The organism is Pseudomonas sp. S3_A03, assembly GCF_054668275.1.
Genome location: NZ_CP162753.1, coordinates 5,420,845 through 5,445,083 on the forward strand (window position 1 = coordinate 5,420,845; position 24,239 = coordinate 5,445,083).

Consider the following 24,239-nt stretch of genomic DNA (forward strand, 5'->3'; position numbering starts at 1 on the left):
TCTGCACGCCGTCAGGGGTCAGCTGTACAGCCTGCGCGCGATGGCTTTGTCGCCGTCAGAACGCCAGTGTTGGGTATCGACACCTTTGGCGTCGTGGGTTACGTAACCGGGGTACGCGTAGTGCATGACGGATTGATTGTCATAGCGTGTGACCTCCAACCGATCACCCACCGGCAGTTCCAGGATCTGGCTATAGACCAGTTCTCTGGGGAAAATGTCTTCGAGTCATCGTTGCGCTCCAAATGCATCGTGGGCTCGTTCAGGGGGATGTTGCCCGCGTCGGTGCCGATCACGGACCAGTTTCCCTTCAGACTTTCGTCGTCGCAAATGCGGATATCACCCTCTCTGCTTCTGACGATGCGAAATTGCAGGGCCGGAGTGTTGTGGGCCCACTCCTGGATTGCATCTACCGCCAAGGCGGTGCTTTTTTGATCTTTCAAATCCAACGAAACGGTAATAACGCCGGGAGGCCAGAGCTTGCGGTTATCGGCCAGGCCTCTTTTCACTCGCGAGGTGCCGGCAGAAGCTGGCGGTTCGTGGTCGATGGGCGACAGGTTGGAAGGGAGGTTGACCGAGTGTTGGGATGTCAGACGCATGCGTTCTACTCTTGTGGTAATGCGCCGAGTAGTGGCAAGCGCGTGGCAGCTGGTTCCCTGTGCTATCGCGCCGGGCGCCCGCACTGCATTGCACAGTGCGGGTTTTGCAAGGGTTACGACCTGCGCTGAATAAACGCGCGAATCCGTTCAGCCGCTTCGACGCACTCGGCCAGCGGCGCAACCAGTGCCAGGCGCACTCGCCCGGCGCCCGGGTTGAAGCCATCCACTTCGCGCGACAGATACGAGCCCGGCACCACGGTCACGTGTTCCTCCACGAACAGGTCACGGCAGAAGGCGGCGTCGTCGCCATTCACATTCGGCCACAGGTAAAAACCGCCGTCGGGGTGTTGCACGTCCAGCACCGGCTTGAGGATCGCCAGCACGGCGTCGAATTTCTCGCGGTACAGGTCGCGGTTGGCCAGTACGTGGGCCTCGTCCTGCCAGGCGGCGATGCTGGCCAACTGGGTTTGTACCGGCATCGCGCAGCCATGGTAGGTGCGGTAGAGCAGGAAGGCCTTGAGGATATCGGCATCACCGGCGACAAAACCAGAACGCAGGCCGGGCAGGTTGGAACGCTTGGACAGGCTGTGAAATACCACGCAACGCTTGAAGTCCTGGCGACCCAGTTCAACGCAGGCGCTCAGCAGGCCCGGCGGCGGGGTTTGTTCGTCGAAGTACAGCTCGCTATAGCACTCGTCGGCGGCGATGACGAAGTCGTATTCGTCGGCCAGGGCGATGAGTTTTTTCAGGGTCTCGACCGGGATCAGTGCACCGGTCGGGTTACCGGGGGAGCACAGGAACAGGATCTGGCAGCGTTTCCAGATATTCGCCGACACCGCATCAAAGTCCGGGTTGAAGCCATTTTTGTCCAGGCAAGGCAGGTAGTGTGGCTTGGCCCCGGCCAGGAACGCGGCGCCTTCATAGATTTGGTAGAAGGGGTTCGGGCTGACCACCAATGCATTGTCGCCACGGTTGACCACGGTCTGGGTGAAGGCGAACAGCGCTTCGCGAGTGCCATTGACCGGCAGGATATGGCGCGCCGGGTCCAGCCACCCCTTGGGCACATCGAAGCGGCGTTCGCACCAGGCGCCGATGGCCTCGCGCAAGGCCGGGATGCCCAATGTGGTGGGGTATACCGCCATCTGGTCGAGGTTGTTGCTGAGCGCCTCGGCGACAAAGGTCGGCGACTTGTGCTTGGGCTCGCCGATGGACAGCGCAATCGGGCGCTTGTCCGGGTTCGGTGTGACGCTGCCGAGCAGGGCGCGCAGTTTCTCGAATGGGTAGGGCTGCAGCTGGTTCAGGGCGTTGTTCATGGGAATCTCGTGCAAGGCGTTAAAAACTGGAATGAGGTTTAGATCGTCAGGCGCGTCAGCTCGACACCGGGTTCCTGAGTCACGCTCAACTGCTGCACGATGGCTTCCTGCAATCGTAGGCACAGCTCAGGATCGGACAGCGGCTGGTTGTCGGCGTCGGTAATGAAGAACACGTCTTCCACGCGCTCGCCGAGGGTTGCAATCTTGGCGTTCTGCAGCGACAGGTCGAATTCCAGGAAGATCCCACCGATGCGTGCCAGCAGGCCTGGGCGGTCCGGTGCGCTGAGTTCCAGCACCGTGACCGGGCGTTGCGCATCATTGGAGATGGTCACCTGGGGCGCGAAGGCAAAGTGCTTGAGCTGGCGGGGCACACGACGCTGAATGATGGTGGGGTAGTCGTCCGGGTTGCGCAGGGCTTCGGTGAGGCCTTCGCGAATCTTTTTCACCCGCGCCGGGTTGTCGCCGATGGAGTCGCCGTCGGTGTCGAGCACGATGTAGGTGTCGAGGGTGAACTGGCTGCTGGAGGTGATCACGCGTGCGTCATGGATGTTCAGGTTGAGCTGGTCCATGGCGGCCACGGTTACGGCGAAAAAGTCATGCTGGTCGGGGGCGTAGATGAAGATTTGCGTGCCCCCTTCGAACTCGCGCTGGGTGGTTTCCTTGATCAGCACCAACGGGCCGCCATCGGCCGGCTGCTGCAGGATCGCGTCGGTGTGCCAGGCCACGTCGCCTGCGGTGTGGCGCAGGAAGTAGTCGTCGCCCAGTTGCGACCACAATTGCTCGACATCGTCCGGGTCGTTGCCGCCGCGCACCAGAATATCCAGCGCCGCGCTTTGGGTGCGGCGGATCTGCTCTTCGCGGTCCACCGGGTTTTCCAGGCCACGGCGCAGGGCACGCTTGGTCTCGGTATACAACTGGCGCAACAGGCTGGCGCGCCACGAGTTCCATAGCGTCGGGTTGGTGGCGTTGATATCGGAGACCGTCAGCACGTACAGATAGTCGAGGCGGGTTTCATTGCCGACGATCTGCGCAAAGTCGTGGATCACCTGCGGGTCTGACAAGTCCTTGCGCTGGGCGGTGGTCGACATCACCAAGTGGTTCTGCACCAGCCAGACGATCAGGCGGCTGTCCCATTGCGGCAGCTGATGACGCTGGCAGAACGCCTCGGCGTCGACCGCGCCGACTTCCGAGTGGTCGCCATGCCGGCCCTTGCCGATGTCGTGATACAGGCCGGCCAGGTAGATCAGTTCCGGCTTGGGCAGCTTGGCCATCAACTTACTGGCCAGCGGGAATTTCTCTGATACCTGGGTGTACTGCAGCTTACGCAGGTGCTTGATCAGGTTCAGGGTGTGGGCGTCTACCGTATAGATGTGGAACAGGTCGTGCTGCATTTGCCCGACGATAAAGCCGAATTCCGGCAGGTAGCGCCCAAGGATGCCGTAGCGGTTCATGCGGCGCAGGTTGCGGTGGATGCCGATCTTGCACTTGAACAGCTCGATGAAGAGGCTGATGTTACGGATGTCGTTGCGAAAGTCGTCGTCGATCAGGTGCCGGTTTTCCCGCAGCAGGCGGATGGTGTCGGCGCGTACGCCTTTGATTTCCGGCTGCTGGGCCATCAGCACGAAGATTTCCAGCATGGCGAACGGGGTACGCCGGAACACGCTGTCGTTGCGCGCCTCGATATAACCGTCATGCAACTGGAAGCGCGCATTGATCGGCTGCGGCGGCGCTTCGTCTTCGGGGGCCAGGATCACTTCTTCGAAGTGCTGGATGATCAGGTCGCTGAGCTGGGCAATGCTCATGACCACCCGGTAGTACTGCTGCATGAAGCTTTCGATGCTGGTCTTGGCGTCCTCGCCTTCGAAACCCAGCAGGGTGGCGATGGAGCGCTGGTGGTCGAACAGCAGGCGGTCTTCCGAGCGCCCGGCGAGCATGTGCAGGGCGTAGCGCACCTTCCACAAAAACTCCTGGGACGAAGCCAGCAGGGCGTTTTCGCTCTCCACCAAAAAGCCTTCGCCGGCCAGGGCGCGCAGGTTCAGGGTGCCGTACTGGCGACGGGCGACCCACAAAATCGTCTGGATGTCGCGCAGCCCGCCCGGCGAGCCTTTGACGTTGGGCTCCAGGTTGTATTCGGTGTCGTTGTATTTGTGATGCCGGGCCTTCTGCTCGGCACGCTTGGCCAGGAAGAACTCCTTGCTCGGCCACATATGCGCGGTGCTGGTGACTTCGAGCATGCGCTGGCGCAGGCGCTCGGGGCCGCAGATGGTGCGGCTTTCCATCAGGTTGGTGACGACCGTCAAGTCGGCACGGGCTTCTTCGGCGCATTCGTCGACCGAACGAACGCTCTGGCCGACTTCCAGGCCGATGTCCCACAACAGTGTAAGAAACCGCTCAATGGAATCGCGAAAGATCTCATGGTCGGCGCTGTCCAGCAGGATCAGTAGGTCAATATCGGAGTAGGGATGCAGCTCGCCCCGACCGTAGCCACCGACCGCTACCAGCGCGATATCGGCATCTTCGCTCCAACTGAACTGTTCCCAGGCCTTTTGCAGGATGTTGTCGACAAACCAGGCGCGGTCTTCGATCAGCCGGCGGATGTCCTGGCCGCTGCGAAAGCGCTCATCGAGCACCTCGCGAGCCTGGCGGATCGCCTTTTTGAATGCGGCGATGGGGCTCGCCTTCAGGGCTAGCTCGGCCTGGAACTGGCCACGGTCGAAGAGTTCGGGATCCACCTGGGGCATCGATCGGCTTTCCTTTCTATCTGTCAGTCAGTCACAACACGCTGTGGGGGAAAACCTGGGCAACCTTCAGGCTGAAACGCGTGGATCGTGTCGTCGGCGCGCAGGGTGAAGATCTCGTAACCGGTCTCGGTGACCAGCAAGGTGTGTTCCCACTGGGCGGATAGCTTGCGGTCCTTGGTGATGGCGGTCCAGCCGTCGCCCAGTACCTTGGTGTCGGCCTTGCCCTGGTTGATCATCGGCTCGATGGTGAAAGTCATGCCCGCCTTGAGTTCCATGCCGGTGCCGGCACGGCCGTAATGCAGGATCTGCGGCTCTTCGTGAAAGACTGTGCCGATACCGTGGCCGCAGAACTCGCGTACCACCGAGAAACCGTTCTTTTCGGCGTGCTTCTGGATGACTTCACCGATATCGCCCAGGCGGCAGCCAGGCTTGACGATTTCAATGGCTTTGTACATGCATTCCTGAGTCACCTGGGACAGGCGCTCGGCCCAGACCGGCACGGTGCCGACGTGGAACATGCGGCTGGTGTCGCCGAAGTAGCGGTCCTTGATCACGGTGACGTCGATGTTCAGCGTGTCGCCATCCTTCAATGGCTTGTCGCCCGGAATGCCGTGGCAGACCACGTGGTTGACCGAGGTGCAGATCGACTTGGGGAAGCCTTTATAGTTGAGCGGGGCAGGGATGGCCTTTTGCACATTGACTATATAGTCGTGGCAGATCTGGTTCAGCTCTTCGGTGGTGACGCCGGGCTTGACGTGCTCGGCAATCATTTCCAGCACGTCGGCAGCCAGCTTGCCGGCAATGCGCATGCCGGCGATGTCTTCGGCGGTTTTCAAACTAACGGTCATACAGGCTCTCTCTAGCGCGACGCGCTGAAATCAATACGGTTTACGGGCGTGCGACAAAAGGTTACAGAATTCGCACAAGCCACAAAAAAACGCGATTCTACCAGACGCGGGTGGTAAACCATGAGCCCCTGACGATCGCTTCTCTCTATAGGGTGGGGTTAAATCCGCTCTATTCAACGGGTTGCCTATACGCCGCTCACGTCAGGTGTGATTGCGGGTTTCGTTTTCGCCCTTCGTGTGGTATAAAATGCGCCGCTTTCCGGGGATGCCCCGAAAGGCTTAAATCCACACACGTGTCGACACGATGACCTGGGTGCCGGAGGCCTTGATGCCGCTGGTTGGTCATTGGGATACGTGGAGGCCAAACCCGACTTATTAAGGAACTATCATGTCCCAAGTCAACATGCGCGATATGCTGAAGGCCGGTGTGCACTTCGGTCACCAGACCCGTTACTGGAACCCGAAAATGGGTAAGTACATTTTCGGCGCGCGTAACAAGATCCACATCATCAACCTTGAAAAAACCCTGCCAATGTTCAACGAAGCTCTGACTTTCGTAGAGCGCCTGGCCCAGGGCAAAAACAAGATTCTGTTCGTCGGCACCAAGCGTTCCGCTGGCAAGATCGTTGCTGAAGAAGCAGCACGTTGCGGTTCGCCGTACGTCGATCACCGCTGGTTGGGCGGCATGCTGACCAACTTCAAAACCATCCGTGCTTCCATCAAGCGTCTGCGTGACCTTGAAGTGCAAGCCGAAGACGGTACTTTCGCCAAGCTGACCAAGAAAGAAGCGCTGATGCGCTCCCGTGACCTGGAAAAGCTCGATCGTTCGCTGGGTGGCATCAAGGACATGGGCGGTCTGCCTGACGCACTGTTCGTTATCGACGTTGATCACGAGCGCATCGCGATCACCGAAGCCAACAAGCTGGGCATCCCTGTTATCGGCGTTGTCGATACCAACAGCAGCCCGGAAGGCGTTGACTACATCATCCCAGGCAACGATGACGCAATCCGCGCTATCCAGCTGTACATGGGTTCGATGGCTGACGCTGTAATCCGTGGTCGCAACCACGTTGCTGGTGGTACCGAGCAGTTCGTTGAAGAAGCTCCGGTAGCCGCAGCTGAGTAAGTGACGCCCTGGCGTTGACTCAGTAAGCAAAAAAGGGGGCTTGGCCCCCTTTTTGCCACCTCGAAAACCATTTGTCGGCAGCGCAGCTACAACATCTGTAACGTGCAGCGGCTAACAAGGGTGGTTCGGGAAGAATTGATCCCCCGTTCGATCGGGTGGAATGGTTGAAAACCTATCCAAGAGGAATTTGAAAATGGCAGCAATTACTGCAGCGTTGGTTAAAGAACTGCGTGAGCGTACCGGCGAAGGCATGATGGATTGCAAGAAGGCCCTGGAAAAGGCTGACGGCGACATCGAAAAAGCCATTGATGACATGCGTGCTTCCGGCGCCATCAAGGCTGCCAAGAAAGCAGGCAACGTGGCTGCTGAAGGCGCTATCGCTCTGAAAGAAGACGGCAAGTCTGCTGTTCTGCTGGAAGTGAACTCCCAGACCGACTTCCTGGCTCTGCAGGACGACTTCAAGGCATTTGTTGCTGCCAGCGTTGAAAAAGCGTTCGCCGACAAACTAACTGACGCCGCTCCGCTGATCGCCGCTCAAGAAGCTGATCGCCTGGTACTGGTCGGCAAGGTTGGCGAAAACGTCAACATCCGTCGCCTGGTGCGCGTTGAAGGTGATGTGGTTGGTGGTTACCTGCACGGCAACAAGATCGGTGTTGCGGTTGTGCTCAAAGGCGGTAACGTTGAACTGGCCAAAGACATCGCTATGCACGTAGCGGCCAGCAACCCTGAGTTCCTGCTGCCTTCGGAAGTTTCTGCCGAAGCCATCGAGCGTGAAAAAGCTGTGTTCCTGCAGCTGAACGAAGAAAAAATCAAAGGCAAGCCAGAAAACATTGTTGAGAACATGGTCAAAGGCCGTATCAGCAAGTTCCTGGCCGAAGCAAGCCTGGTTGAGCAGGCGTTCGTCAAGAATCCTGAAATCAAGGTTGGCGAGCTGGCTAAGAAAGCCGGTGCTGAAATCGTTTCCTTCACTTACTTCAAAGTAGGCGAAGGCATCGAGAAGCCGGTCGACAACTTCGCTGAAGAAGTTGCTGCCCAGCTGGCTGCCGCTAAGCAATAAGACAGTTTTCAACTGTCGCCCGAAAGAGGCTGCCCGCTCACGCGCGCAGCCTCTTTTCAAATGGGCAGGCCAATTTTATTTGGCTTCCCCTCGGAACTGGCTTACAAAGCCGTGTTCCGATGGCGCTGTGATAGCGTCCAGCTAGAGTGAATGCAAGCCGTAAACGGCTCGCCAAGAATTTTTAAAATACGCCGCAGGAGAGATTCGCAATGGCTCAGCAGGGCAGTGGTTATCAGGCTCGCTATAAACGCATTCTACTCAAGCTCAGCGGCGAGGCCCTGATGGGCTCGGAAGAGTTCGGGATTGATCCCAAGGTGCTCGACCGTATGGCGCTGGAAGTCGGCCAACTGGTCGGTATCGGCGTACAAGTCGGCCTGGTGATTGGCGGCGGCAACCTGTTCCGCGGCGCGGCACTGAGTGCGGCCGGCATGGATCGGGTTACCGGCGACCACATGGGCATGCTGGCCACTGTGATGAACGCCCTGGCAATGCGCGACGCCCTGGAGCGTGCCAATATCTCGGCAATCGTGATGTCGGCTATTTCCATGGTCGGCGTGACCGATCACTATGATCGCCGCAAAGCCATGCGCCACCTGAACGCCAAGGAAGTGGTGATCTTCGCCGCTGGCACGGGTAACCCGTTCTTCACCACCGACTCGGCAGCGTGCCTGCGCGCCATCGAGATCGATGCTGACGTGGTGCTCAAGGCTACCAAGGTGGATGGCGTGTACACCGCAGACCCATTCAAAGACCCGCATGCCGAGAAGTTCGATCATCTGACCTACGATGAAGTGCTGGATCGCAAGCTGGGTGTGATGGACCTGACGGCTATTTGCCTGTGCCGCGACCACAAGATGCCGCTGCGCGTATTTAACATGAACAAGCCCGGCGCCCTGCTGAATATCGTACACGGCGGCGCGGAAGGGACTCTGATCGAGGAAGGCCAACAATGATCAACGAAATCAAGAAAGACGCCCAAGCGCGTATGCAAAAATCCCTGGAGTCTCTGAGCCACGCATTCGGCCAGATTCGTACCGGCAAGGCGCACCCAAGCATCCTGGGCAGCGTGATGGTGCCGTACTACGGCACTGACACTCCGCTGAGCGGCGTGGCCAACGTGACCGTTAAGGATTCGCGCACCCTGCAGGTCGTAGCGTTTGAGCGCAACATGCTCGCCGCTGTCGACAAGGCCATCCAGAGCGCCGGCCTGAACCTCAACCCGACCAACCTGGGTGAGTTGCTGCTGATCTCCATGCCTGCCCTGACTGAGGAAACCCGCAAGGGCTTCACCAAGCAGGCGCGCAGCGCGGCTGAAGATGCACGCGTTGCTGTGCGTAACATCCGTCGCGATGCCTTGGGTGACCTGAAAAAACTGGTCAAGGACAAGGAAATCAGCGAAGACGAAGAGCGTCGTGCCGTTGCCGATATCGACAAGCTGACCAAAGATGCCGAGGCCCAGATCACCAAGGCCACGGAAGAAAAAGAAAAGGACCTGATGGCCGTATAAGGGGTCAGGACACCTTCATGGAAAAGACCAAGCAGACTGTACCCTCAGTGGTGCCGCGCCATGTCGCGATCATCATGGATGGGAATAATCGCTGGGCGAAAAAACGCTTTATGCCAGGTGTCGCCGGGCATAAAGCGGGTGTCGATGCGGTGCGGGCGGTGATCGAGGTGTGCGCTGAGGCGAAGGTCGAGGTATTGACCCTGTTCGCCTTCTCCAGTGAAAACTGGCAGCGCCCGGTCGACGAAGTCACGGCTTTGATGGACTTGTTCTTCAAAGCGTTGCGTCGCGAGGCCAAGCGCCTCAACGATAACAACATCAGCCTGCGCATCATCGGTGACCGCTCGCGGTTCCACCCTGAATTGCAGGCGGCTATGCGTGAAGCCGAGGCCATTACGGCGGGTGCGGACCGTTTTGTGCTGCAGATTGCAGCCAACTACGGTGGCCAGTGGGATATCGCCCAGGCCGCGCAACGGCTGGCCCGTGAAGTGCAGGCCGGTCATCTGCGGCCCGAGGACATCACGCCTGAACTGTTGCAAACCTGTCTGGTAACCGGCGACCTGCCGTTGCCGGACTTGTGCATCCGTACCGGTGGCGAGCATCGCATCAGCAATTTCCTTTGTGGCAGCTGGCTTACACCGAGCTGTACTTCTCCGACCTGTTCTGGCCGGACTTCAAACACGATGCCATGCGCACTGCGCTGGCAGATTTCGCTTCCCGTCAGCGGCGTTTCGGTAAAACGAGCGAGCAGATCGAAGCTGGAGCCCGGGTTTAAATGCTAAAACAACGAATCATCACAGCACTGATCCTGTTGCCGATCGCCTTGTGTGGGTTTTTCCTGCTCGATGGTTCCGGTTTCGCCCTGTTTATCGGTCTGGTCGTCACCCTGGGTGCCTGGGAGTGGGCGCGCCTGGCAGGTTTCAGCGCGCAGCTGCCACGCGTGGCCTACGCCGCTGCCGTGGCAGTGTTGCTGTTCCTGATGCATACCCTGTCGAGCATCGTCGTGCCCTGGGTGTTGGGCGCTGCGGTGTTGTGGTGGGCGCTTGCGACCTACCTGGTGTTGACGTACCCGCGTACCAGCGCGCAGTGGTCCAGCGTGGCCAGCAAGTTGGTGATCGGTTTGTTGATTCTGTTGCCTGCCTGGCAAGGGCTGGTGGAAATCAAGAATTCGCCGATGGGCAACTGGCTGATCATGGCGGTGATGGTGCTGGTGTGGGGGGCCGATATCGGTGCCTACTTTTCGGGGCGAGCATTCGGCAAGCGCAAGCTGGCGCCCGCAGTCAGTCCCGGTAAAAGCTGGGAAGGCGTATACGGCGGTCTCGCGCTGACCTTGCTGATCACCGTGGTGGTGGGTGTGGTGCGCGATTGGCCGGTGAAGGAAATCTTCCTGGCCCTGGTGGGCACGGCCATTGTCGTCTTCATCTCGGTCGTGGGCGACCTCACCGAAAGCATGTTCAAGCGCCAGGCCGGGATCAAGGACAGCAGTAACCTTCTGCCGGGTCATGGTGGCGTGCTGGACCGTATCGACAGCCTCACCGCGGCCATTCCGATCTTTGCCGTACTGTTGTGGATGACCGCTTCGTGAGCCGCCTGCAACAAGTAACCGTGCTGGGTGCCACCGGTTCGGTGGGCCTGAGCACCCTGGATGTGATCGCTCGTCACCCGCAGCGCTATCAAGTCTTTGCTCTCACCGGGTTTACTCGCCTGGCCCAGTTGCTGGCCCTGTGCGTACGCCATGCGCCGCGCTTTGCCGTGGTGCCTGAGGCGGGCGACGCGCAAGGTCTGCAGGAGGATCTGCGGGCTGCCGGGTTGGCTACGCGTGTGCTGGTGGGGGAGGAGGGCTTATGCCAGGTCTCGGCCGACGCCGAGGTGGACACCGTGGTGGCTGCTATCGTCGGTGCCGCGGGCCTGCGCCCGACCTTGGCGGCCGTCGACGCCGGTAAGAAAATCCTGCTGGCCAATAAAGAAGCACTGGTGATGTCTGGCGCGCTTTTTATGCAGGCCGTGCGTAAAAGCGGTGCCGTGTTGCTGCCGCTGGATAGCGAGCATAACGCCATCTTCCAGTGCATGCCTGGTGACTATGCCCGTGGCTTGAGTCAGGTAGGCGTGCGCCGCATCCTGTTGACCGCTTCCGGTGGCCCGTTCCGGCAAACTCCGTTGAGCGAGCTGGAGCATGTGTCGCCAGATCAGGCGTGTGCGCATCCCAACTGGTCCATGGGGCGCAAAATCTCCGTGGATTCGGCAAGCATGATGAACAAGGGCCTTGAGTTGATCGAGGCGTGCTGGCTGTTCGATGCGCGGCCTGATCAGGTCGAGGTGGTGATCCACCCGCAAAGCGTGATTCATTCCTTGGTTGACTACGTGGACGGCTCGGTATTGGCGCAGTTGGGAAACCCCGATATGCGCACGCCGATTGCCAACGCCCTGGCCTGGCCGGAGCGAATTGATTCCGGTGTGGCTCCCTGGACCTGTTTGCAATTGCCCGCCTGGACTTCGAGGCGCCGGACGAGCAGCGCTTCCTTGCCTGCGCCTGGCGCGGCAGGCGGCGGAGGCGGGTAATAGCGCGCCGGCGATGCTCAATGCGGCAAATGAAGTGGCGGTGGCGGCATTTCTCGAACGGCGCATCCGCTTTCCACAGATCGCGAGTATCATCGAGGACGTCCTGAGCCTTGAGCCAGTTGTGGCGGTGGATGATCTGGATGCGGTATTCGAGGCGGATGCCAAGGCCCGGGCGCTTGCCGAACACTGGTTGAGCCGCAACGCGCGTTAGCCTGTGGGGGCGTTTGCGCCTCCAGGCACTGGATTGGAATGCGGAGAAATTAGATGAGTGCGCTTTACATGATTGTCGGCACCCTGGTTGCTCTGGGTGTACTGGTTACCTTTCACGAATTCGGTCACTTCTGGGTGGCGCGTCGTTGCGGCGTCAAGGTATTGCGCTTTTCCGTTGGTTTCGGCATGCCGCTGGTTCGCTGGCATGATCGTCGTGGCACCGAGTTTGTAATCGCGGCCATCCCGCTGGGTGGTTACGTCAAGATGCTCGACGAGCGCGAAGGGGAGGTGCCGGCTGATCAGTTGGACCAATCCTTCAATCGCAAGACCGTTCGTCAGCGTATTGCCATCGTCGCCGCCGGCCCGATCGCCAACTTCCTGTTGGCGATGCTGTTTTTCTGGGTCCTGGCCATGCTGGGGAGCCAGCAGGTACGTCCGGTTATCGGCGCGGTTGAGGCGGACAGTATTGCGGCCAAGGCCGGTCTGGTAGCGGGGCAGGAAATTGTTTCCATTGATGGCGAGCCGACCACGGGGTGGGGCGCCGTCAATTTGCAGTTGGTGCGTCGCCTGGGTGAAAGCGGCACCGTCAATGTCGTGGTGCGTGAGCAGGATTCCACTGCTGAAACCCCGCGTGCACTGGCCTTGGACCATTGGCTCAAAGGGGCCGATGAGCCTGATCCGATCAAGTCCCTGGGTATTCGTCCGTGGCGACCTGCACTGCCGCCGGTGCTCGCCGAGCTGGATCCGAAAGGTCCGGCCCAGGCCGCAGGTCTGAAAACCGGTGACCGTTTGTTGGCGCTCGATGGCCAGGCGCTGGGCGATTGGCAGCAAGTGGTCGACCTGGTGCGTGTCCGTCCTGATACCAAGATTTTGCTGAAAGTTGAGCGCGATGGTGCTCAGATTGACGTGCCGGTGACTCTGGCGGTTCGCGGGGAAGCCAAGGCGGCCGGGGGTTACCTGGGGGCTGGAGTCAAAGGTGTCGAGTGGCCGCCATCCATGGTGCGTGAGGTGAGTTTCGGGCCGTTGGCGGCAATTGGCGAAGGCGCGAAACGCACCTGGACCATGAGTGTGCTGACCCTCGAATCCCTCAAGAAAATGTTGTTCGGTGAGCTCTCGGTAAAAAACTTGAGTGGACCGATAACCATTGCTAAAGTGGCGGGCGCTTCTGCCCAGTCGGGTGTCGCGGATTTCCTGAATTTCCTGGCTTATCTGAGTATCAGCCTGGGGGTTCTGAATTTGCTGCCCATTCCCGTATTGGATGGGGGGCATCTGTTGTTTTATCTGGTCGAGTGGGTGCGTGGTCGCCCCTTGTCGGATCGGGTGCAGGGTTGGGGGATACAGATCGGTATCAGTTTGGTGGTCGGGGTGATGTTATTAGCCTTGGTCAACGATCTGGGTCGACTGTAACGCTTCGCTGAATTGCGAATCTGCCGCATTTTGCGGCAGTTTGTTTATTGCCAGTTGGAATAAGAAAGGACTTCATGAAACGTCTGCTGCTAACTGCGGTTCTCACCGTATTGATGATCGCCGAAGTTCACGCCGAGTCCTTCACCATCTCCGATATTCGCGTCAACGGCCTCCAGCGGGTTTCCGCGGGTAGCGTCTTTGGTGCCTTGCCGTTGAACGTCGGGGAACAGGCTGATGACCGTCGCCTGGTGGAATCCACTCGTGCGCTGTTCAAAACCGGGTTCTTTCAAGACATCCAACTGGGTCGCGAAGGCAACGTCCTGGTCATCACCGTCGTCGAGCGACCTTCCGTCGCCAGTATCGAGATCGAAGGCAACAAAGCGATCTCCACTGAAGACCTGATGAAGGGCCTCAAGCAATCCGGCCTGGCCGAGGGCGAGATCTTCCAGCGCGCCACCCTTGAAGGTGTGCGTAACGAACTGCAACGCCAATACGTTGCCCAGGGCCGCTACTCCGCGACCGTGGAAACGGAAGTGGTGCCGCAACCTCGCAACCGTGTCGGCCTCAAGGTCAACATCAACGAAGGTACCGTGGCGGCGATCCAGCACATCAACGTGGTGGGCAACACCAAGTTTGCCGATGAAGACCTGATCGACCTGTTCGAACTCAAGACCACCAACTGGCTGTCGTTCTTCAAGAACGATGACAAGTACGCCCGTGAAAAACTCTCCGGTGACCTGGAACGTCTGCGTTCCTACTACCTGGATCGCGGCTATATCAACATGGATATCGCCTCCACCCAGGTATCCATCACCCCGGACAAGAAACACGTCTATATCACCGTCAACGTCAACGAAGGCGAGAAATACAAGGTTCGTGACGTGAAGCTGAGCGGCGACTTGAAAGTACCTGAAGACCAGGTCAAGTCACTGCTGTTGGTGCAGAAAGACCAGGTATTCTCGCGCAAGCTGATGACCACTACGTCCGAACTGATCACCCGCCGCCTGGGTAACGAAGGCTATACCTTCGCCAACGTCAATGGCGTACCGACTCCGCACGATGAAGACCATACCGTGGACATCACTTTTGTGGTCGACCCGGGCAAGCGTGCCTATGTAAACCGCATCAATTTCCGTGGCAACACCAAGTCCGCCGACGAAGTGCTGCGTCGTGAAATGCGCCAGATGGAAGGTGGCTGGGCGTCGACTTACCTGATCGACCAGTCCAAGACCCGTCTGGAACGCCTGGGCTTCTTCAAGGAAGTCAACGTCGAAACGCCAGCCGTACCCGGTGTGGACGACCAGGTCGACGTGAACTACGCCGTAGAGGAACAAGCCTCGGGTTCGATCACCGCCAGCGTTGGTTTTGCACAGAGTGCCGGCCTGATCCTGGGTGGTTCCATCACCCAGAACAACTTCCTCGGTACCGGTAACCGTGTGTCCATCGGCCTGACCCGAAGCGAATACCAGAGCCGCTATAACTTCGGTTATACCGACCCCTACTGGACTGCTGACGGTGTGAGCCTTGGCTACAACGCCTTCTATCGCACCACCGACTACAAAGATCTCGATGTTGATGTTGCAAGCTATGCAATCGACAGCCTGGGTGCCGGCGTCAACGTCGGTTACCCGATCAGCGAGACGTCGCGTTTGACGTTCGGCCTGACCGCGCAACAGGATGAGATCAAGACCGGTGTGTACACCGTGGATGAAATCTTCGACTTTACCCGTCGCGAAGGCGATAAGTTCCTGAACTTCAAGGCGTCTGCCGGCTGGTCCGAGTCGACCCTGAACAAAGGCGTGTTGGCAACCCGTGGTCACTCCCAGAGCCTGACCCTGGAAACCACCACGCCGGGCAGTGACCTGTCGTTCTTCAAACTCGACTACCGTGGCCAGTTGTTCCAGCCGCTGAGCGATAACTACACGATGCGCCTGCACACTGAGCTGGGTTATGGCGACGGTTATGGTTCGACCAATGGCCTGCCGTTCTATGAAAACTACTACGCGGGTGGTTTCAACTCCGTACGTGGCTTCAAGGACAGCACCCTGGGGCCGCGTGGTACACCAAGCCGTGGTGTTGGCGTGACCGGTAACCAAGGCACTACGGTCGACTCCGACAATGACCCGCTGCCATTCGGTGGTAACGTGTTGATCCAGGGCGGTGCGGAAATTCTGTTCCCGCTGCCGTTTGTTAAAGATCAGCGGTCGCTGCGTACGTCGGTCTTCTGGGACGTGGGTAACGTGTTCGACTCCAAGTGCGAACAGGTCACCAACCCAAGCGGCGTGAAGTCCAACACTCAGTGCAACGACGTGAGCCTCAGCAATCTGGCGAGCTCCGTGGGTGTGGGTGTGACCTGGGTGACTGCGCTTGGCCCGTTGAGCTTTGCTCTGGCCATGCCGATCAAGAAACCGGATAACGCTGAAACCCAGATTTTCCAATTCTCCCTCGGCCAGACGTTCTAAGCGTCTGACCCAAGATAACGACAACGGATTCTGTAGGAGTTGCATTGTGCGTAAGTTGACTCAATTGGTTCTGCTGGCCACCGTGCTGGTAACCACCCCGGCCTTCGCCGAAATGAAAATCGCCGTTCTGAACTATCAGATGGCTCTGCTCGAATCCGACGCGGCCAAGAAGTACGCCGTGGATGCCGAGAAAAAATTCGGTCCGCAACTGACCAAGCTCAAGACTCTGGAAAGCAGTGCCAAGGGCATCCAGGATCGTCTGGTAGCCGGTGGTGACAAGATGCAGCAAGGCGAGCGCGAGCGTCTGGAGCTTGAATTCAAGCAAAAGGCCCGTGACTACCAGTTCCAGTCCAAGGAACTGAACGAAGCCAAGGCTGTTGCCGACCGCGAAATGCTTAAGCAGCTCAAGCCTAAACTCGACAGCGCAGTGGAAGAAGTCATCAAGAAAGGTGCCTTTGACCTGGTGTTCGAGCGTGGCGCAGTGATCGACGTCAAGCCTCAATACGACATCACCCGTCAGGTGATCGAGCGCATGAATCAGCTGAAGTAAGCCATGACCGCGATTATCAGGCTCGGCGAGTTGGCCGAGTTCCTGGGGGCTACCTTGCGTGGCTCCCCGGAGAAGGAAATTACTGGGCTAGCCACCTTGCAGGAGGCTGGCCCAGCTCAGTTGAGCTTCCTCGCAAATCCTCAATACCGTAAATACCTCATCGACAGCCGCGCTGCAGCCGTATTGCTGAAGGCCGCTGATGCTGAAGGGTTTGCCGGGGATGCGCTGGTGGTGGCCGACCCCTACCTGGCCTATGCGCGGGTGTCGCACCTGTTTGATCCGAAACCCAAGGCTGCCGGTGGTATTCATCCGTCGGCGGTCATCGCCGATGATGCCCAGGTTGACCCTGCGGCGAGCATTGGTGCGTTTACGGTGATCGAGAGTGGCGCCCGTATCGCGGCCGGTGTAACGGTTGGTGCGCATTGTTTTATTGGCGCACGCTGCGAAATCGGTGCGGATGGTTGGTTGGCCCCGCGCGTGACCTTGTACCACGATGTGCGTATCGGTGAGCGTGTGGTAATTCAATCCGGTGCTGTGATCGGTGGTGAAGGCTTTGGCTTTGCCAATGCCAAAGGTGTCTGGCACAAGATTGCCCAGGTCGGCGGCGTATTGATCGGCGACGACGTGGAAATCGGGGTGAACACGGCTGTCGATCGCGGGGCCCTGGCCGATACCGTGATCGGTAATGGTGTGAAGCTCGACAACCAGATCCAGATCGCTCACAACGTTCAGATTGGCGATCACACCGCCATGGCCGCATGCGTGGGGATTTCCGGCAGCACCAAGATCGGCAAGCATTGCATGCTCGCCGGTGGCGTAGGGCTGGTGGGGCATATCGATATTTGCGACAACGTATTCATCACCGGCATGACCATGGTCACTCACTCGATTACCGAGCCTGGGGCCTACTCTTCCGGTACCGCCATGCAGCCTGCGGCTGAATGGCGTAAAAGTGCAGCGCGTTTGAGGCAGCTCGACGACATGGCTCGACGTCTCAAACAGCTGGAAAAGCGTGTTGGGGACGTGACCCCTGGCGGTAATGCTTCATCAGAAGGCTGATACCATTTCCATATCAAGTGTGCACAGCCGCTAGACTTGCCTCCTTGATTTGCTAGCGGGGCGTGCGTTATTCGCCCGCCCCCAATCTTTATTACAGGCTTCCCCCGAAATGATGGACATCAACGAGATTCGCGAATACCTGCCTCACCGTTACCCGTTCCTGCTGGTGGACCGCGTAGTGGACCTCAATGTTGAGGAAAAGCGCATTCGTGCCTACAAGAATGTCAGCATCAACGAACCGTTCTTCAACGGTCACTTCCCTGCGCATCCAATCATGCCAGGCGTATTGATCATCGAAGCAATGGCCCAGGCTGCCGGTATCCTTGGTTTCAAAATGCTCGACCTCAAGCCTGCCGATGGCACGCTTTACTATTTCGTGGGCTCCGACAAGTTGCGTTTCCGCAACCCGGTTACCCCGGGTGACCAGTTGATCCTGGAAGCCAAGTTCATCAGCTGCAAGCGCCAGATCTGGAAATTCGAATGCCAGGCCTCGGTAGACGGCAAGCCGGTATGCTCCGCCGAGATCATCTGCGCGGAACGCAAACTATGAGTTTGATTGACCCTCGCGCAATCATCGATCCGTCGGCCGTTCTGGCCGCCGACGTTGAGGTCGGCCCTTGGTCGATCATCGGCGCAGGTGTGGAAATCGGCGAGGGGACTGTCATCGGGCCGCACGTGATCCTTAAAGGTCCGACCCGCATTGGCAAACACAATCGTATCTACCAGTTCTCGTCGGTAGGCGAAGACACCCCGGACATGAAGTACAAGGGTGAAGAAACACGTTTGGTAATCGGTGACCACAACATCATCCGTGAAGGCGTGACCATTCACCGCGGTACTGTGCAGGATCGTGCGGAAACCACCCTGGGTGATCACAACCTGGTGATGGCCTATGCCCATATCGGCCACGACAGTGTGATCGGCAACCACTGCATCCTGGTCAACAACACTGCGTTGGCGGGCCATGTGCACGTTGATGATTGGGCGATCCTGTCCGGTTTCACCCTGGTACATCAGTACTGCCATATCGGCGCCCACAGCTTTTCCGGCATGGGTACCGCCATCGGCAAGGACGTTCCGGCGTTCGTCACGGTGTTCGGCAACCCGGCCGAGGCCCGTAGCATGAATTTTGAAGGCATGCGCCGTCGTGGTTTCAGCGAAGATGCGATCCATGCGCTGCGCCGCGCCTATAAGGTGGTGTATCGCCAAGGGTTGACGGTAGACCAGGCATTGACCCAACTGACCGAGCCGGCAGCGTTGTTCCCGGAAGTCGCGGTGTTCCGTGACTCGATCCAGGCGTCGACTCGCGGCATCACCCGCTGACCATGGCCAATCTGCGTATCGCGCTGGTGGCGGGAGAGGCTTCCGGCGATATTCTGGGCGCAGGTCTTATGCGGGCTCTCAAGGCCCAGCACCCTGCGGTTGAGTTTATTGGCGTCGGCGGTCCGCTGATGCAGGCTGAAGGCCTCACGTCTTACTTCCCCATGGAGCGCCTGTCGGTCATGGGCCTGGTGGAAGTGCTGGGTCGCCTGCGTGAGCTGCTCGCTCGGCGCAAGCTGCTGATCCAGACGCTTATCGAAGAAAAGCCTGACGTCTTCATTGGCATCGACGCGCCGGACTTCACCCTCAATATCGAACTCAAGTTGCGTCAGGCCGGCATCAAGACCGTTCACTACGTCAGCCCGTCTGTGTGGGCCTGGCGGCAGAAACGTGTGCTGAAGATCCGTGAAGGTTGTGACCTGATGCTGACGTTGCTGCCCTTCGAGGCCCGTTTCTACGAAGAGAAGGGCGTGCCGGTTCGGTTTGTCGGGCACACATTGGCCGACACCATCCCTTTGCAGGCAGACCGCACAGCTGCGCGTGCCGAACTGGGCTTGCCCGACGGTCCACTCGTCGCATTGATGCCTGGCAGTCGCGGTGGCGAGGTTGGTCGTTTGGCCAGTGTGTTTTTCGATGCCGCCGAGCGACTGCAAGTGTTGAAGCCAGGCGTGCGTTTCGTGTTGCCCTGCGCCAGCCCGCAGCGTCGTGCGCAGATCGAAACGCTGCTGGAAGGTCGCACCCTGCCGTTGACCTTGCTCGACGGCCAGTCGCACCTGGCGTTGGCGGCCTGTGATGCGGTGCTGATCGCCTCGGGTACAGCGACGTTGGAGGCTTTGCTGTACAAGCGTCCGATGGTCGTGGCCTACCGTCTGGCGCCGCTGACGTTCTGGATTCTCAAGCGCATGGTCAAGAGTCCCTACATCTCTTTGCCCAATTTGCTGGCCCAACGCCTGTTGGTACCGGAGTTGTTGCAGGACGATGCAACGCCCCAAGCCTTGGCGCAAACCCTGCTCCCCTTGATCGACGGCGGCGAAGAACAGACCCGCGGATTTGACGAGATTCATCGCACCTTGCGTCGTGACGCGTCAAACCAGGCGGCAAACGCCGTATTGAGCTTGATTGGCCATAAACAGGAAGCCTTATGAGCACGCAGATGGGGCTGGATTTCAGCCTGGTTGCCGAGGCCCACGAACTGGTGGCCGGGGTTGATGAGGTGGGGCGCGGGCCTTTATGTGGCGCCGTGGTTACTGCGGCGGTGATCCTTGATCCGAGCCGTCCGATCCTCGGCCTCAACGACTCGAAAAAACTCACCGAAGCGCGCCGTGAAAAGCTCTTCGACGAGATATGTGAGAAGGCCTTGAGCTGGCATATCGCCCGGGCCGAAGTCGAAGAAATCGACCAGTTGAATATTCTCCACGCCACCATGCTCGCCATGCAGCGTGCGGTGGAAGGCCTGCATATCACGCCAAAAATGGCGATGATCGATGGCAATCGTTGCCCGAAACTGACCATGCCCTCCGAGGCGGTGGTCAAGGGTGATAGCAAGGTGCCGGCCATTGCGGCTGCCTCAATCCTGGCCAAGGTCAGCCGTGATCGTGAAATGGCGGCTTTCGAATTGATCTACCCCGGCTATGGCATCGGCGGCCATAAAGGCTACCCGACCCCCGTTCATCTGGAAGCCCTGGCCCGCCTTGGCCCCACGCCGATCCATCGTCGCTCGTTTGCCCCTGTACGGCTGGCTTACGAGACGCGCGGGAGTCTCATCGAGGTTTAGTCGCGAGGCTGATGTTTTTGCCAAGGCCCGGTACAATCCGGGCCTTGTTGTTTCCACGTATAAGACAGGATCACTATGCCGGCTTCATTCGTTCACCTACGCCTGCACACTGAGTACTCCCTGGTCGACGGCCTGGTACGGATCAAACCGCTGGTCAAAACCCTGGTGGGCATGAACATGCCTGCGGTCGCGGTGACCGATCAGAACAACATGTGTTCCCTGGTCAAGTTCTACAAGAACGCCATGGGTGCCGGCATCAAGCCGATCTGCGGCGCCGACCTGTGGCTGTCCAACAAAGATCCGGATAATGCCCTGAGCCGCATCAGCCTGTTGGCGATGAACGGCGTGGGGTATCGCAACCTCACCGAACTGATCTCCCGTGGTTTTATCGAGGGCCAGCGCAACGGTTCGATCATTATCGAGCGCGAATGGGTCGCCGAGGCCAGCGAAGGCCTGATCATGCTGTCGGCCGCCAAAGAGGGCGAGATCGGGATCGCACTGCTGGGTGGCAACCCCCATGAAGCCGAAGTGCTGGCGAAGGAGTGGATGCAGGTCTTTCCCGATCGGTTCTACCTCGAAGTGCAGCGCACCAACCGTCCTAATGATGAAGAGCACCTGCACGCCGCCGTGGCGTTGGCCGACAAGCTGGGCGCACCGTTGGTGGCGACCAATGATGTGCGCTTTATCAAGAAGGAAGATTTCGAAGCCCACGAAACCCGCGTGTGCATCGGCGAAGGCCGGGCCCTGGATGACCCGCGTCGCTCCAAGAACTACAGCGAAGAGCAGTACCTCAAAAGCGCCGAGGAAATGGCCGAGTTGTTCAGCGACCTGCCCGAGGCCCTGGAAAACTCCGTCGAGATCGCCAAGCGCTGCAACATCGAAGTGAAGCTGGGCAAGCACTTCCTGCCCAACTTCCCGATCCCCGACGGCATGACCATCGACGAGTACTTTCGCAAAGTGTCGTTTGACGGCCTGGAAGAACGCCTCTCGGTCCTGCTGCCCAAAGACACCACCGAAGATTACGAAGCCAAGCGCCAGGTCTACGTTGACCGGCTGAATTTCGAGCTGGATATCATCATCCAGATGGGCTTCCCCGGTTACTTCCTGATCGTAATGGACTTTATCCAGTGGGCCAAAAGCAACGGCGTACCGGTCGGCCCGGGTCGTGGGTCGGGTGCCGGCTCGCTGGTGGCCTATGTGCAGAAAATCACCGACCTCGACCCCCTGGAATATGACCTGCTGTTCGAGCGGTTCCTGAACCCGGAACGGGTTTCCATGCCCGACTTCGACGTCGACTTCTGCATGGACGGTCGCGACCGCGTGATCGAATACGTGGCCGAGAAATATGGCCGCAACGCGGTCAGCCAGATCATCACCTTCGGTTCGATGGCCGCCAAGGCGGTAATCCGTGATGTGGCGCGAGTGCAGGGCAAGTCCTATGGCCTGGCGGATCGTCTGTCGAAGATGATCCCGTTCGAAGTCGGCATGACCCTCGAGAAGGCCTACGAGCAGGAAGAAATCCTGCGCGACTTCATCAAGGTCGATGAGGAAGCCGCCGAAATCTGGGACATGGCGCGCAAGCTCGAAGGTGTGGTGCGTAACGTGGGTAAACACGCCGGTGGCGTGGTGATCGCGCCTACCAAGCTCACCGACTTTTCGCCGATCTATTGCGACGAAGAGGGCGATGGCCTGGTTACCCAGTTTGACAAGGACGATGTGGAGGCGGCCGGCCTGGTGAAGTTCGACTTCCTTGGCCTGCGAACCCTGACGATCATCGACTGGGCGCTCAAGACCATCAACCGCGACCGCGCCAAGGTCGGTGAAGAGCCGCTGGATATCGCGTTTATCCCGCTGGATGACAAGCCGACCTACAGCTTGCTGCAAAAGGCTGAAACCACGGCGGTATTCCAGCTTGAATCGCGTGGCATGAAAGAACTGATCAAAAAGCTCAAGCCCGACTGCCTGGAAGACTTGATCGCACTGGTGGCCCTGTTCCGTCCTGGCCCGCTGCAGTCAGGCATGGTTGATGACTTCATCAACCGCAAGCACGGGCGCGCCGAACTGGCTTACCCGCATTCGGACTACCAATACGAAGGCCTCAAGCCCGTACTGGCGCCGACCTACGGCATCATCCTGTACCAGGAACAGGTGATGCAGATCGCTCAGGTGATGGCGGGTTATACCCTCGGCGGCGCGGACATGCTGCGTCGAGCCATGGGTAAAAAGAAACCCGAGGAAATGGCCAAGCAGCGCGGTGGTTTCATTGAGGGTTGCGCCACCAACAATATCGATGCCGACCTGGCCGGTAACATTTTCGACCTGGTGGAAAAATTCGCCGGTTACGGCTTCAACAAATCCCACTCCGCCGCGTATGGCCTGGTGTCCTACCAGACCGCTTGGCTGAAAGCCCACTACCCGGCGCCGTTCATGGCGGCGGTACTGTCGGCCGACATGCACAACACCGACAAGGTCGTAACCTTGATCGAGGAAGTGCGCACCATGAAGCTGCGCCTCGACGCGCCGGATGTGAACGCGTCGGAGTTCAAGTTCACGGTGAATGACGAAGGCCGCATCATCTATGGCCTTGGTGCGATCAAGGGCGTGGGCGAAGGCCCGGTGGAAGCGATTACCGAAGCGCGCCAGGACGGCCCGTTCACGGACCTTTTCGACTTCTGCGCGCGGGTTGACCTCAAGCGCATCAACAAGCGCACCCTGGATGGCTTGATCCGCAGCGGCGCGCTGGACCGTCTGGGCCCGTATTTCCATGACGAGCCCAAGGCGTATCAAGCGAATATCGACCGCAACCGCGCGGTGCTGCTCACCGCCATGGAAGAAGCGATCAAGGCCGCCGAACAGACCGCCCGCACCCACGACAGCGGCCACGCCGACCTGTTTGGCGGGCTGTTCGTTGAAGAAGACGCGGACGTGTACGCCAACCACCGCAAGGCCAAGGAGCTGACCCTCAAGGAACGCCTCAAAGGTGAAAAAGACACCTTGGGCCTGTACCTCACCGGTCACCCGATTGATGAATACGAAGGCGAGATCCGCCGCTTTGCGCGTCAGCGCATCATCGACCTCAAGCCTGCACGCGACACCCAGACCGTCGCCGGCATGATCATCGCCTTGCGAGTGATGAAGAACAAAAAGGGCGACAAGATGGGTTTCATTACCCTCGACGATCGCTCGGGCCGGATCGAAGCGTCGCTGTTTGCCGACGCCTTCCACTCCGCGCAGTCGTTGTTGCAGACCGATGCCATGGTGGTGGTCGAGGGGGAGGTCAGTAATGATGACTTCTCCGGCGGCCTGCGCCTGCGCATCAAGCGCGTGATGAGCATGGAAGACGCGCGTACCAACCTGGCCGAGAGCCTGCGTTTGAAGGTGAAAACCGAAGCGCTCAAAGGCGATCAGCTACGCTGGTTGGGCGACCTGCTCAAGCGTCACCGTGGTGCGTGCCCCGTGACCATGGAGTACACCGGCAACGACGCCAAGGCGATGTTGCAGTTTGGTGAGACCTGGCGAATTGATCCTGCTGATGGCTTGATTCAAGCATTGCGTGACCAGTTCGGCCGTGACAACGTCTTCCTCCAATACCGTTGATGCGTCGGTGATGGCATTGTGCCTGATCTCGACTGAACATTTAATCTCGACCTGAACGCGCCTCTCCCTTAAGGTAAGGCGCGAATAGACAACCGGCTGGCCAGGTACCCCTTGGC

18 protein-coding genes and 2 pseudogenes are annotated in these 24,239 nt (G+C 59.0%); 16 read left to right on the forward strand and 4 right to left on the reverse strand.

The window, feature by feature from the left end; all coding sequences use genetic code 11:
• Nucleotides 1-98: 98 nt before the first annotated feature.
• From AB4O25_RS24950 to map, 4 genes are all read right to left on the reverse strand, one after another.
• On the reverse strand, nucleotides 99-596 hold the full coding sequence (locus tag AB4O25_RS24950) for a zinc metalloprotease (protein WP_460150107.1): 498 nt from the start codon (nucleotides 594-596) through the stop codon (nucleotides 99-101).
• A gap of 113 nt (nucleotides 597-709) precedes the next feature.
• Nucleotides 710-1,909: a succinyldiaminopimelate transaminase gene (dapC, locus tag AB4O25_RS24955; protein WP_267864221.1), complete on the reverse strand. Its 1,200-nt coding sequence runs from the start codon at nucleotides 1,907-1,909 to the stop codon at nucleotides 710-712.
• Nucleotides 1,910-1,947: 38 nt separating this feature from the next.
• On the reverse strand, nucleotides 1,948-4,650 hold the full coding sequence (locus tag AB4O25_RS24960) for a [protein-PII] uridylyltransferase (RefSeq protein ID WP_460150108.1): 2,703 nt from the start codon (nucleotides 4,648-4,650) through the stop codon (nucleotides 1,948-1,950).
• Between the two features lie 23 nt (nucleotides 4,651-4,673).
• Nucleotides 4,674-5,498: a type I methionyl aminopeptidase gene (gene map / locus AB4O25_RS24965; RefSeq protein ID WP_460150109.1), complete on the reverse strand. Its 825-nt coding sequence runs from the start codon at nucleotides 5,496-5,498 to the stop codon at nucleotides 4,674-4,676.
• 388 nt (nucleotides 5,499-5,886) lie between these two features.
• Here map and rpsB point away from each other — a divergent pair, with 388 nt between their 5' ends.
• The 16 genes and pseudogenes from rpsB (at nucleotide 5,887) to dnaE (ending at nucleotide 24,123) form a co-directional block, all read left to right on the forward strand.
• A complete protein-coding gene (gene rpsB / locus AB4O25_RS24970) occupies nucleotides 5,887-6,624 on the forward strand; it encodes a 30S ribosomal protein S2 (protein ID WP_003189158.1) in 738 nt (245 codons plus the stop codon).
• Between the two features lie 193 nt (nucleotides 6,625-6,817).
• Nucleotides 6,818-7,681, forward strand: coding sequence for a translation elongation factor Ts (gene tsf, locus AB4O25_RS24975; RefSeq protein ID WP_017529697.1), 864 nt, complete (start codon nucleotides 6,818-6,820; stop codon nucleotides 7,679-7,681).
• Between the two features lie 209 nt (nucleotides 7,682-7,890).
• Nucleotides 7,891-8,634 carry a UMP kinase gene (gene pyrH, locus AB4O25_RS24980; RefSeq protein WP_003172271.1) on the forward strand — a complete coding sequence of 248 codons (744 nt, stop codon included), beginning with the start codon at nucleotides 7,891-7,893 and terminating at the stop codon, nucleotides 8,632-8,634.
• Complete coding sequence (gene frr, locus AB4O25_RS24985) at nucleotides 8,631-9,188, forward strand: ribosome recycling factor (RefSeq protein WP_017529696.1); 558 nt, start codon at nucleotides 8,631-8,633, stop codon at nucleotides 9,186-9,188. The genes pyrH and frr overlap by 4 nt, the downstream gene beginning before the upstream one ends.
• A 17-nt stretch (nucleotides 9,189-9,205) precedes the next feature.
• Nucleotides 9,206-9,960: pseudogene (uppS, locus tag AB4O25_RS24990) on the forward strand (polyprenyl diphosphate synthase).
• Nucleotides 9,961-10,770 carry a phosphatidate cytidylyltransferase gene (locus AB4O25_RS24995; protein ID WP_017529694.1) on the forward strand — a complete coding sequence of 270 codons (810 nt, stop codon included), beginning with the start codon at nucleotides 9,961-9,963 and terminating at the stop codon, nucleotides 10,768-10,770.
• Nucleotides 10,767-11,955, forward strand: a pseudogene (gene ispC / locus AB4O25_RS25000) (1-deoxy-D-xylulose-5-phosphate reductoisomerase). Before AB4O25_RS24995 ends, ispC begins: the two are co-directional and overlap by 4 nt.
• Nucleotides 11,956-12,008: 53 nt before the next feature.
• A complete protein-coding gene (gene rseP, locus AB4O25_RS25005; protein WP_017529692.1) occupies nucleotides 12,009-13,361 on the forward strand; it encodes a sigma E protease regulator RseP in 1,353 nt (450 codons plus the stop codon).
• Between the two features lie 74 nt (nucleotides 13,362-13,435).
• Nucleotides 13,436-15,823: an outer membrane protein assembly factor BamA gene (gene bamA / locus AB4O25_RS25010; RefSeq protein WP_017529691.1), complete on the forward strand. Its 2,388-nt coding sequence runs from the start codon at nucleotides 13,436-13,438 to the stop codon at nucleotides 15,821-15,823.
• A gap of 46 nt (nucleotides 15,824-15,869) precedes the next feature.
• Nucleotides 15,870-16,373, forward strand: coding sequence for an OmpH/Skp family outer membrane protein (locus tag AB4O25_RS25015; RefSeq protein WP_003172279.1), 504 nt, complete (start codon nucleotides 15,870-15,872; stop codon nucleotides 16,371-16,373).
• 3 nt (nucleotides 16,374-16,376) lie between these two features.
• A complete protein-coding gene (gene lpxD, locus AB4O25_RS25020) occupies nucleotides 16,377-17,432 on the forward strand; it encodes a UDP-3-O-(3-hydroxymyristoyl)glucosamine N-acyltransferase (RefSeq protein WP_017529690.1) in 1,056 nt (351 codons plus the stop codon).
• Between the two features lie 109 nt (nucleotides 17,433-17,541).
• Nucleotides 17,542-17,982, forward strand: coding sequence for a 3-hydroxyacyl-ACP dehydratase FabZ (gene fabZ / locus AB4O25_RS25025; RefSeq protein ID WP_003172281.1), 441 nt, complete (start codon nucleotides 17,542-17,544; stop codon nucleotides 17,980-17,982).
• Nucleotides 17,979-18,755 carry an acyl-ACP--UDP-N-acetylglucosamine O-acyltransferase gene (gene lpxA, locus AB4O25_RS25030; protein ID WP_017529689.1) on the forward strand — a complete coding sequence of 259 codons (777 nt, stop codon included), beginning with the start codon at nucleotides 17,979-17,981 and terminating at the stop codon, nucleotides 18,753-18,755. Before fabZ ends, lpxA begins: the two co-directional genes overlap by 4 nt.
• Before the next feature lie 2 nt (nucleotides 18,756-18,757).
• Nucleotides 18,758-19,897, forward strand: a complete 1,140-nt coding sequence (gene lpxB, locus AB4O25_RS25035) for a lipid-A-disaccharide synthase (RefSeq protein ID WP_017529688.1) — start codon at nucleotides 18,758-18,760, stop codon at nucleotides 19,895-19,897.
• Nucleotides 19,894-20,526 (forward strand): ribonuclease HII, encoded by a 633-nt coding sequence (gene rnhB / locus AB4O25_RS25040; RefSeq protein WP_068937597.1) that lies wholly within the window; start codon nucleotides 19,894-19,896, stop codon nucleotides 20,524-20,526. Before lpxB ends, rnhB begins: the two co-directional genes overlap by 4 nt.
• 75 nt (nucleotides 20,527-20,601) lie before the next feature.
• Nucleotides 20,602-24,123, forward strand: a complete 3,522-nt coding sequence (gene dnaE / locus AB4O25_RS25045) for a DNA polymerase III subunit alpha (protein WP_017529686.1) — start codon at nucleotides 20,602-20,604, stop codon at nucleotides 24,121-24,123.
• Nucleotides 24,124-24,239: the final 116 nt, after the last annotated feature.

Coding starts and splice junctions, on each gene's coding strand:
- AB4O25_RS24950 (WP_460150107.1), bottom strand. CDS start 596: ATGCGTCTGACATCCCAACACTCGGTCAACCTCCCTTCCAACCTGTCG.
- dapC (WP_267864221.1), bottom strand. CDS start 1,909: ATGAACAACGCCCTGAACCAGCTGCAGCCCTACCCATTCGAGAAACTG.
- AB4O25_RS24960 (WP_460150108.1), bottom strand. CDS start 4,650: ATGCCCCAGGTGGATCCCGAACTCTTCGACCGTGGCCAGTTCCAGGCC.
- map (WP_460150109.1), bottom strand. CDS start 5,498: ATGACCGTTAGTTTGAAAACCGCCGAAGACATCGCCGGCATGCGCATT.
- rpsB (WP_003189158.1), top strand. CDS start 5,887: ATGTCCCAAGTCAACATGCGCGATATGCTGAAGGCCGGTGTGCACTTC.
- tsf (WP_017529697.1), top strand. CDS start 6,818: ATGGCAGCAATTACTGCAGCGTTGGTTAAAGAACTGCGTGAGCGTACC.
- pyrH (WP_003172271.1), top strand. CDS start 7,891: ATGGCTCAGCAGGGCAGTGGTTATCAGGCTCGCTATAAACGCATTCTA.
- frr (WP_017529696.1), top strand. CDS start 8,631: ATGATCAACGAAATCAAGAAAGACGCCCAAGCGCGTATGCAAAAATCC.
- AB4O25_RS24995 (WP_017529694.1), top strand. CDS start 9,961: ATGCTAAAACAACGAATCATCACAGCACTGATCCTGTTGCCGATCGCC.
- rseP (WP_017529692.1), top strand. CDS start 12,009: ATGAGTGCGCTTTACATGATTGTCGGCACCCTGGTTGCTCTGGGTGTA.
- bamA (WP_017529691.1), top strand. CDS start 13,436: ATGAAACGTCTGCTGCTAACTGCGGTTCTCACCGTATTGATGATCGCC.
- lpxD (WP_017529690.1), top strand. CDS start 16,377: ATGACCGCGATTATCAGGCTCGGCGAGTTGGCCGAGTTCCTGGGGGCT.
- fabZ (WP_003172281.1), top strand. CDS start 17,542: ATGATGGACATCAACGAGATTCGCGAATACCTGCCTCACCGTTACCCG.
- lpxA (WP_017529689.1), top strand. CDS start 17,979: ATGAGTTTGATTGACCCTCGCGCAATCATCGATCCGTCGGCCGTTCTG.
- lpxB (WP_017529688.1), top strand. CDS start 18,758: ATGGCCAATCTGCGTATCGCGCTGGTGGCGGGAGAGGCTTCCGGCGAT.
- rnhB (WP_068937597.1), top strand. CDS start 19,894: ATGAGCACGCAGATGGGGCTGGATTTCAGCCTGGTTGCCGAGGCCCAC.
- dnaE (WP_017529686.1), top strand. CDS start 20,602: ATGCCGGCTTCATTCGTTCACCTACGCCTGCACACTGAGTACTCCCTG.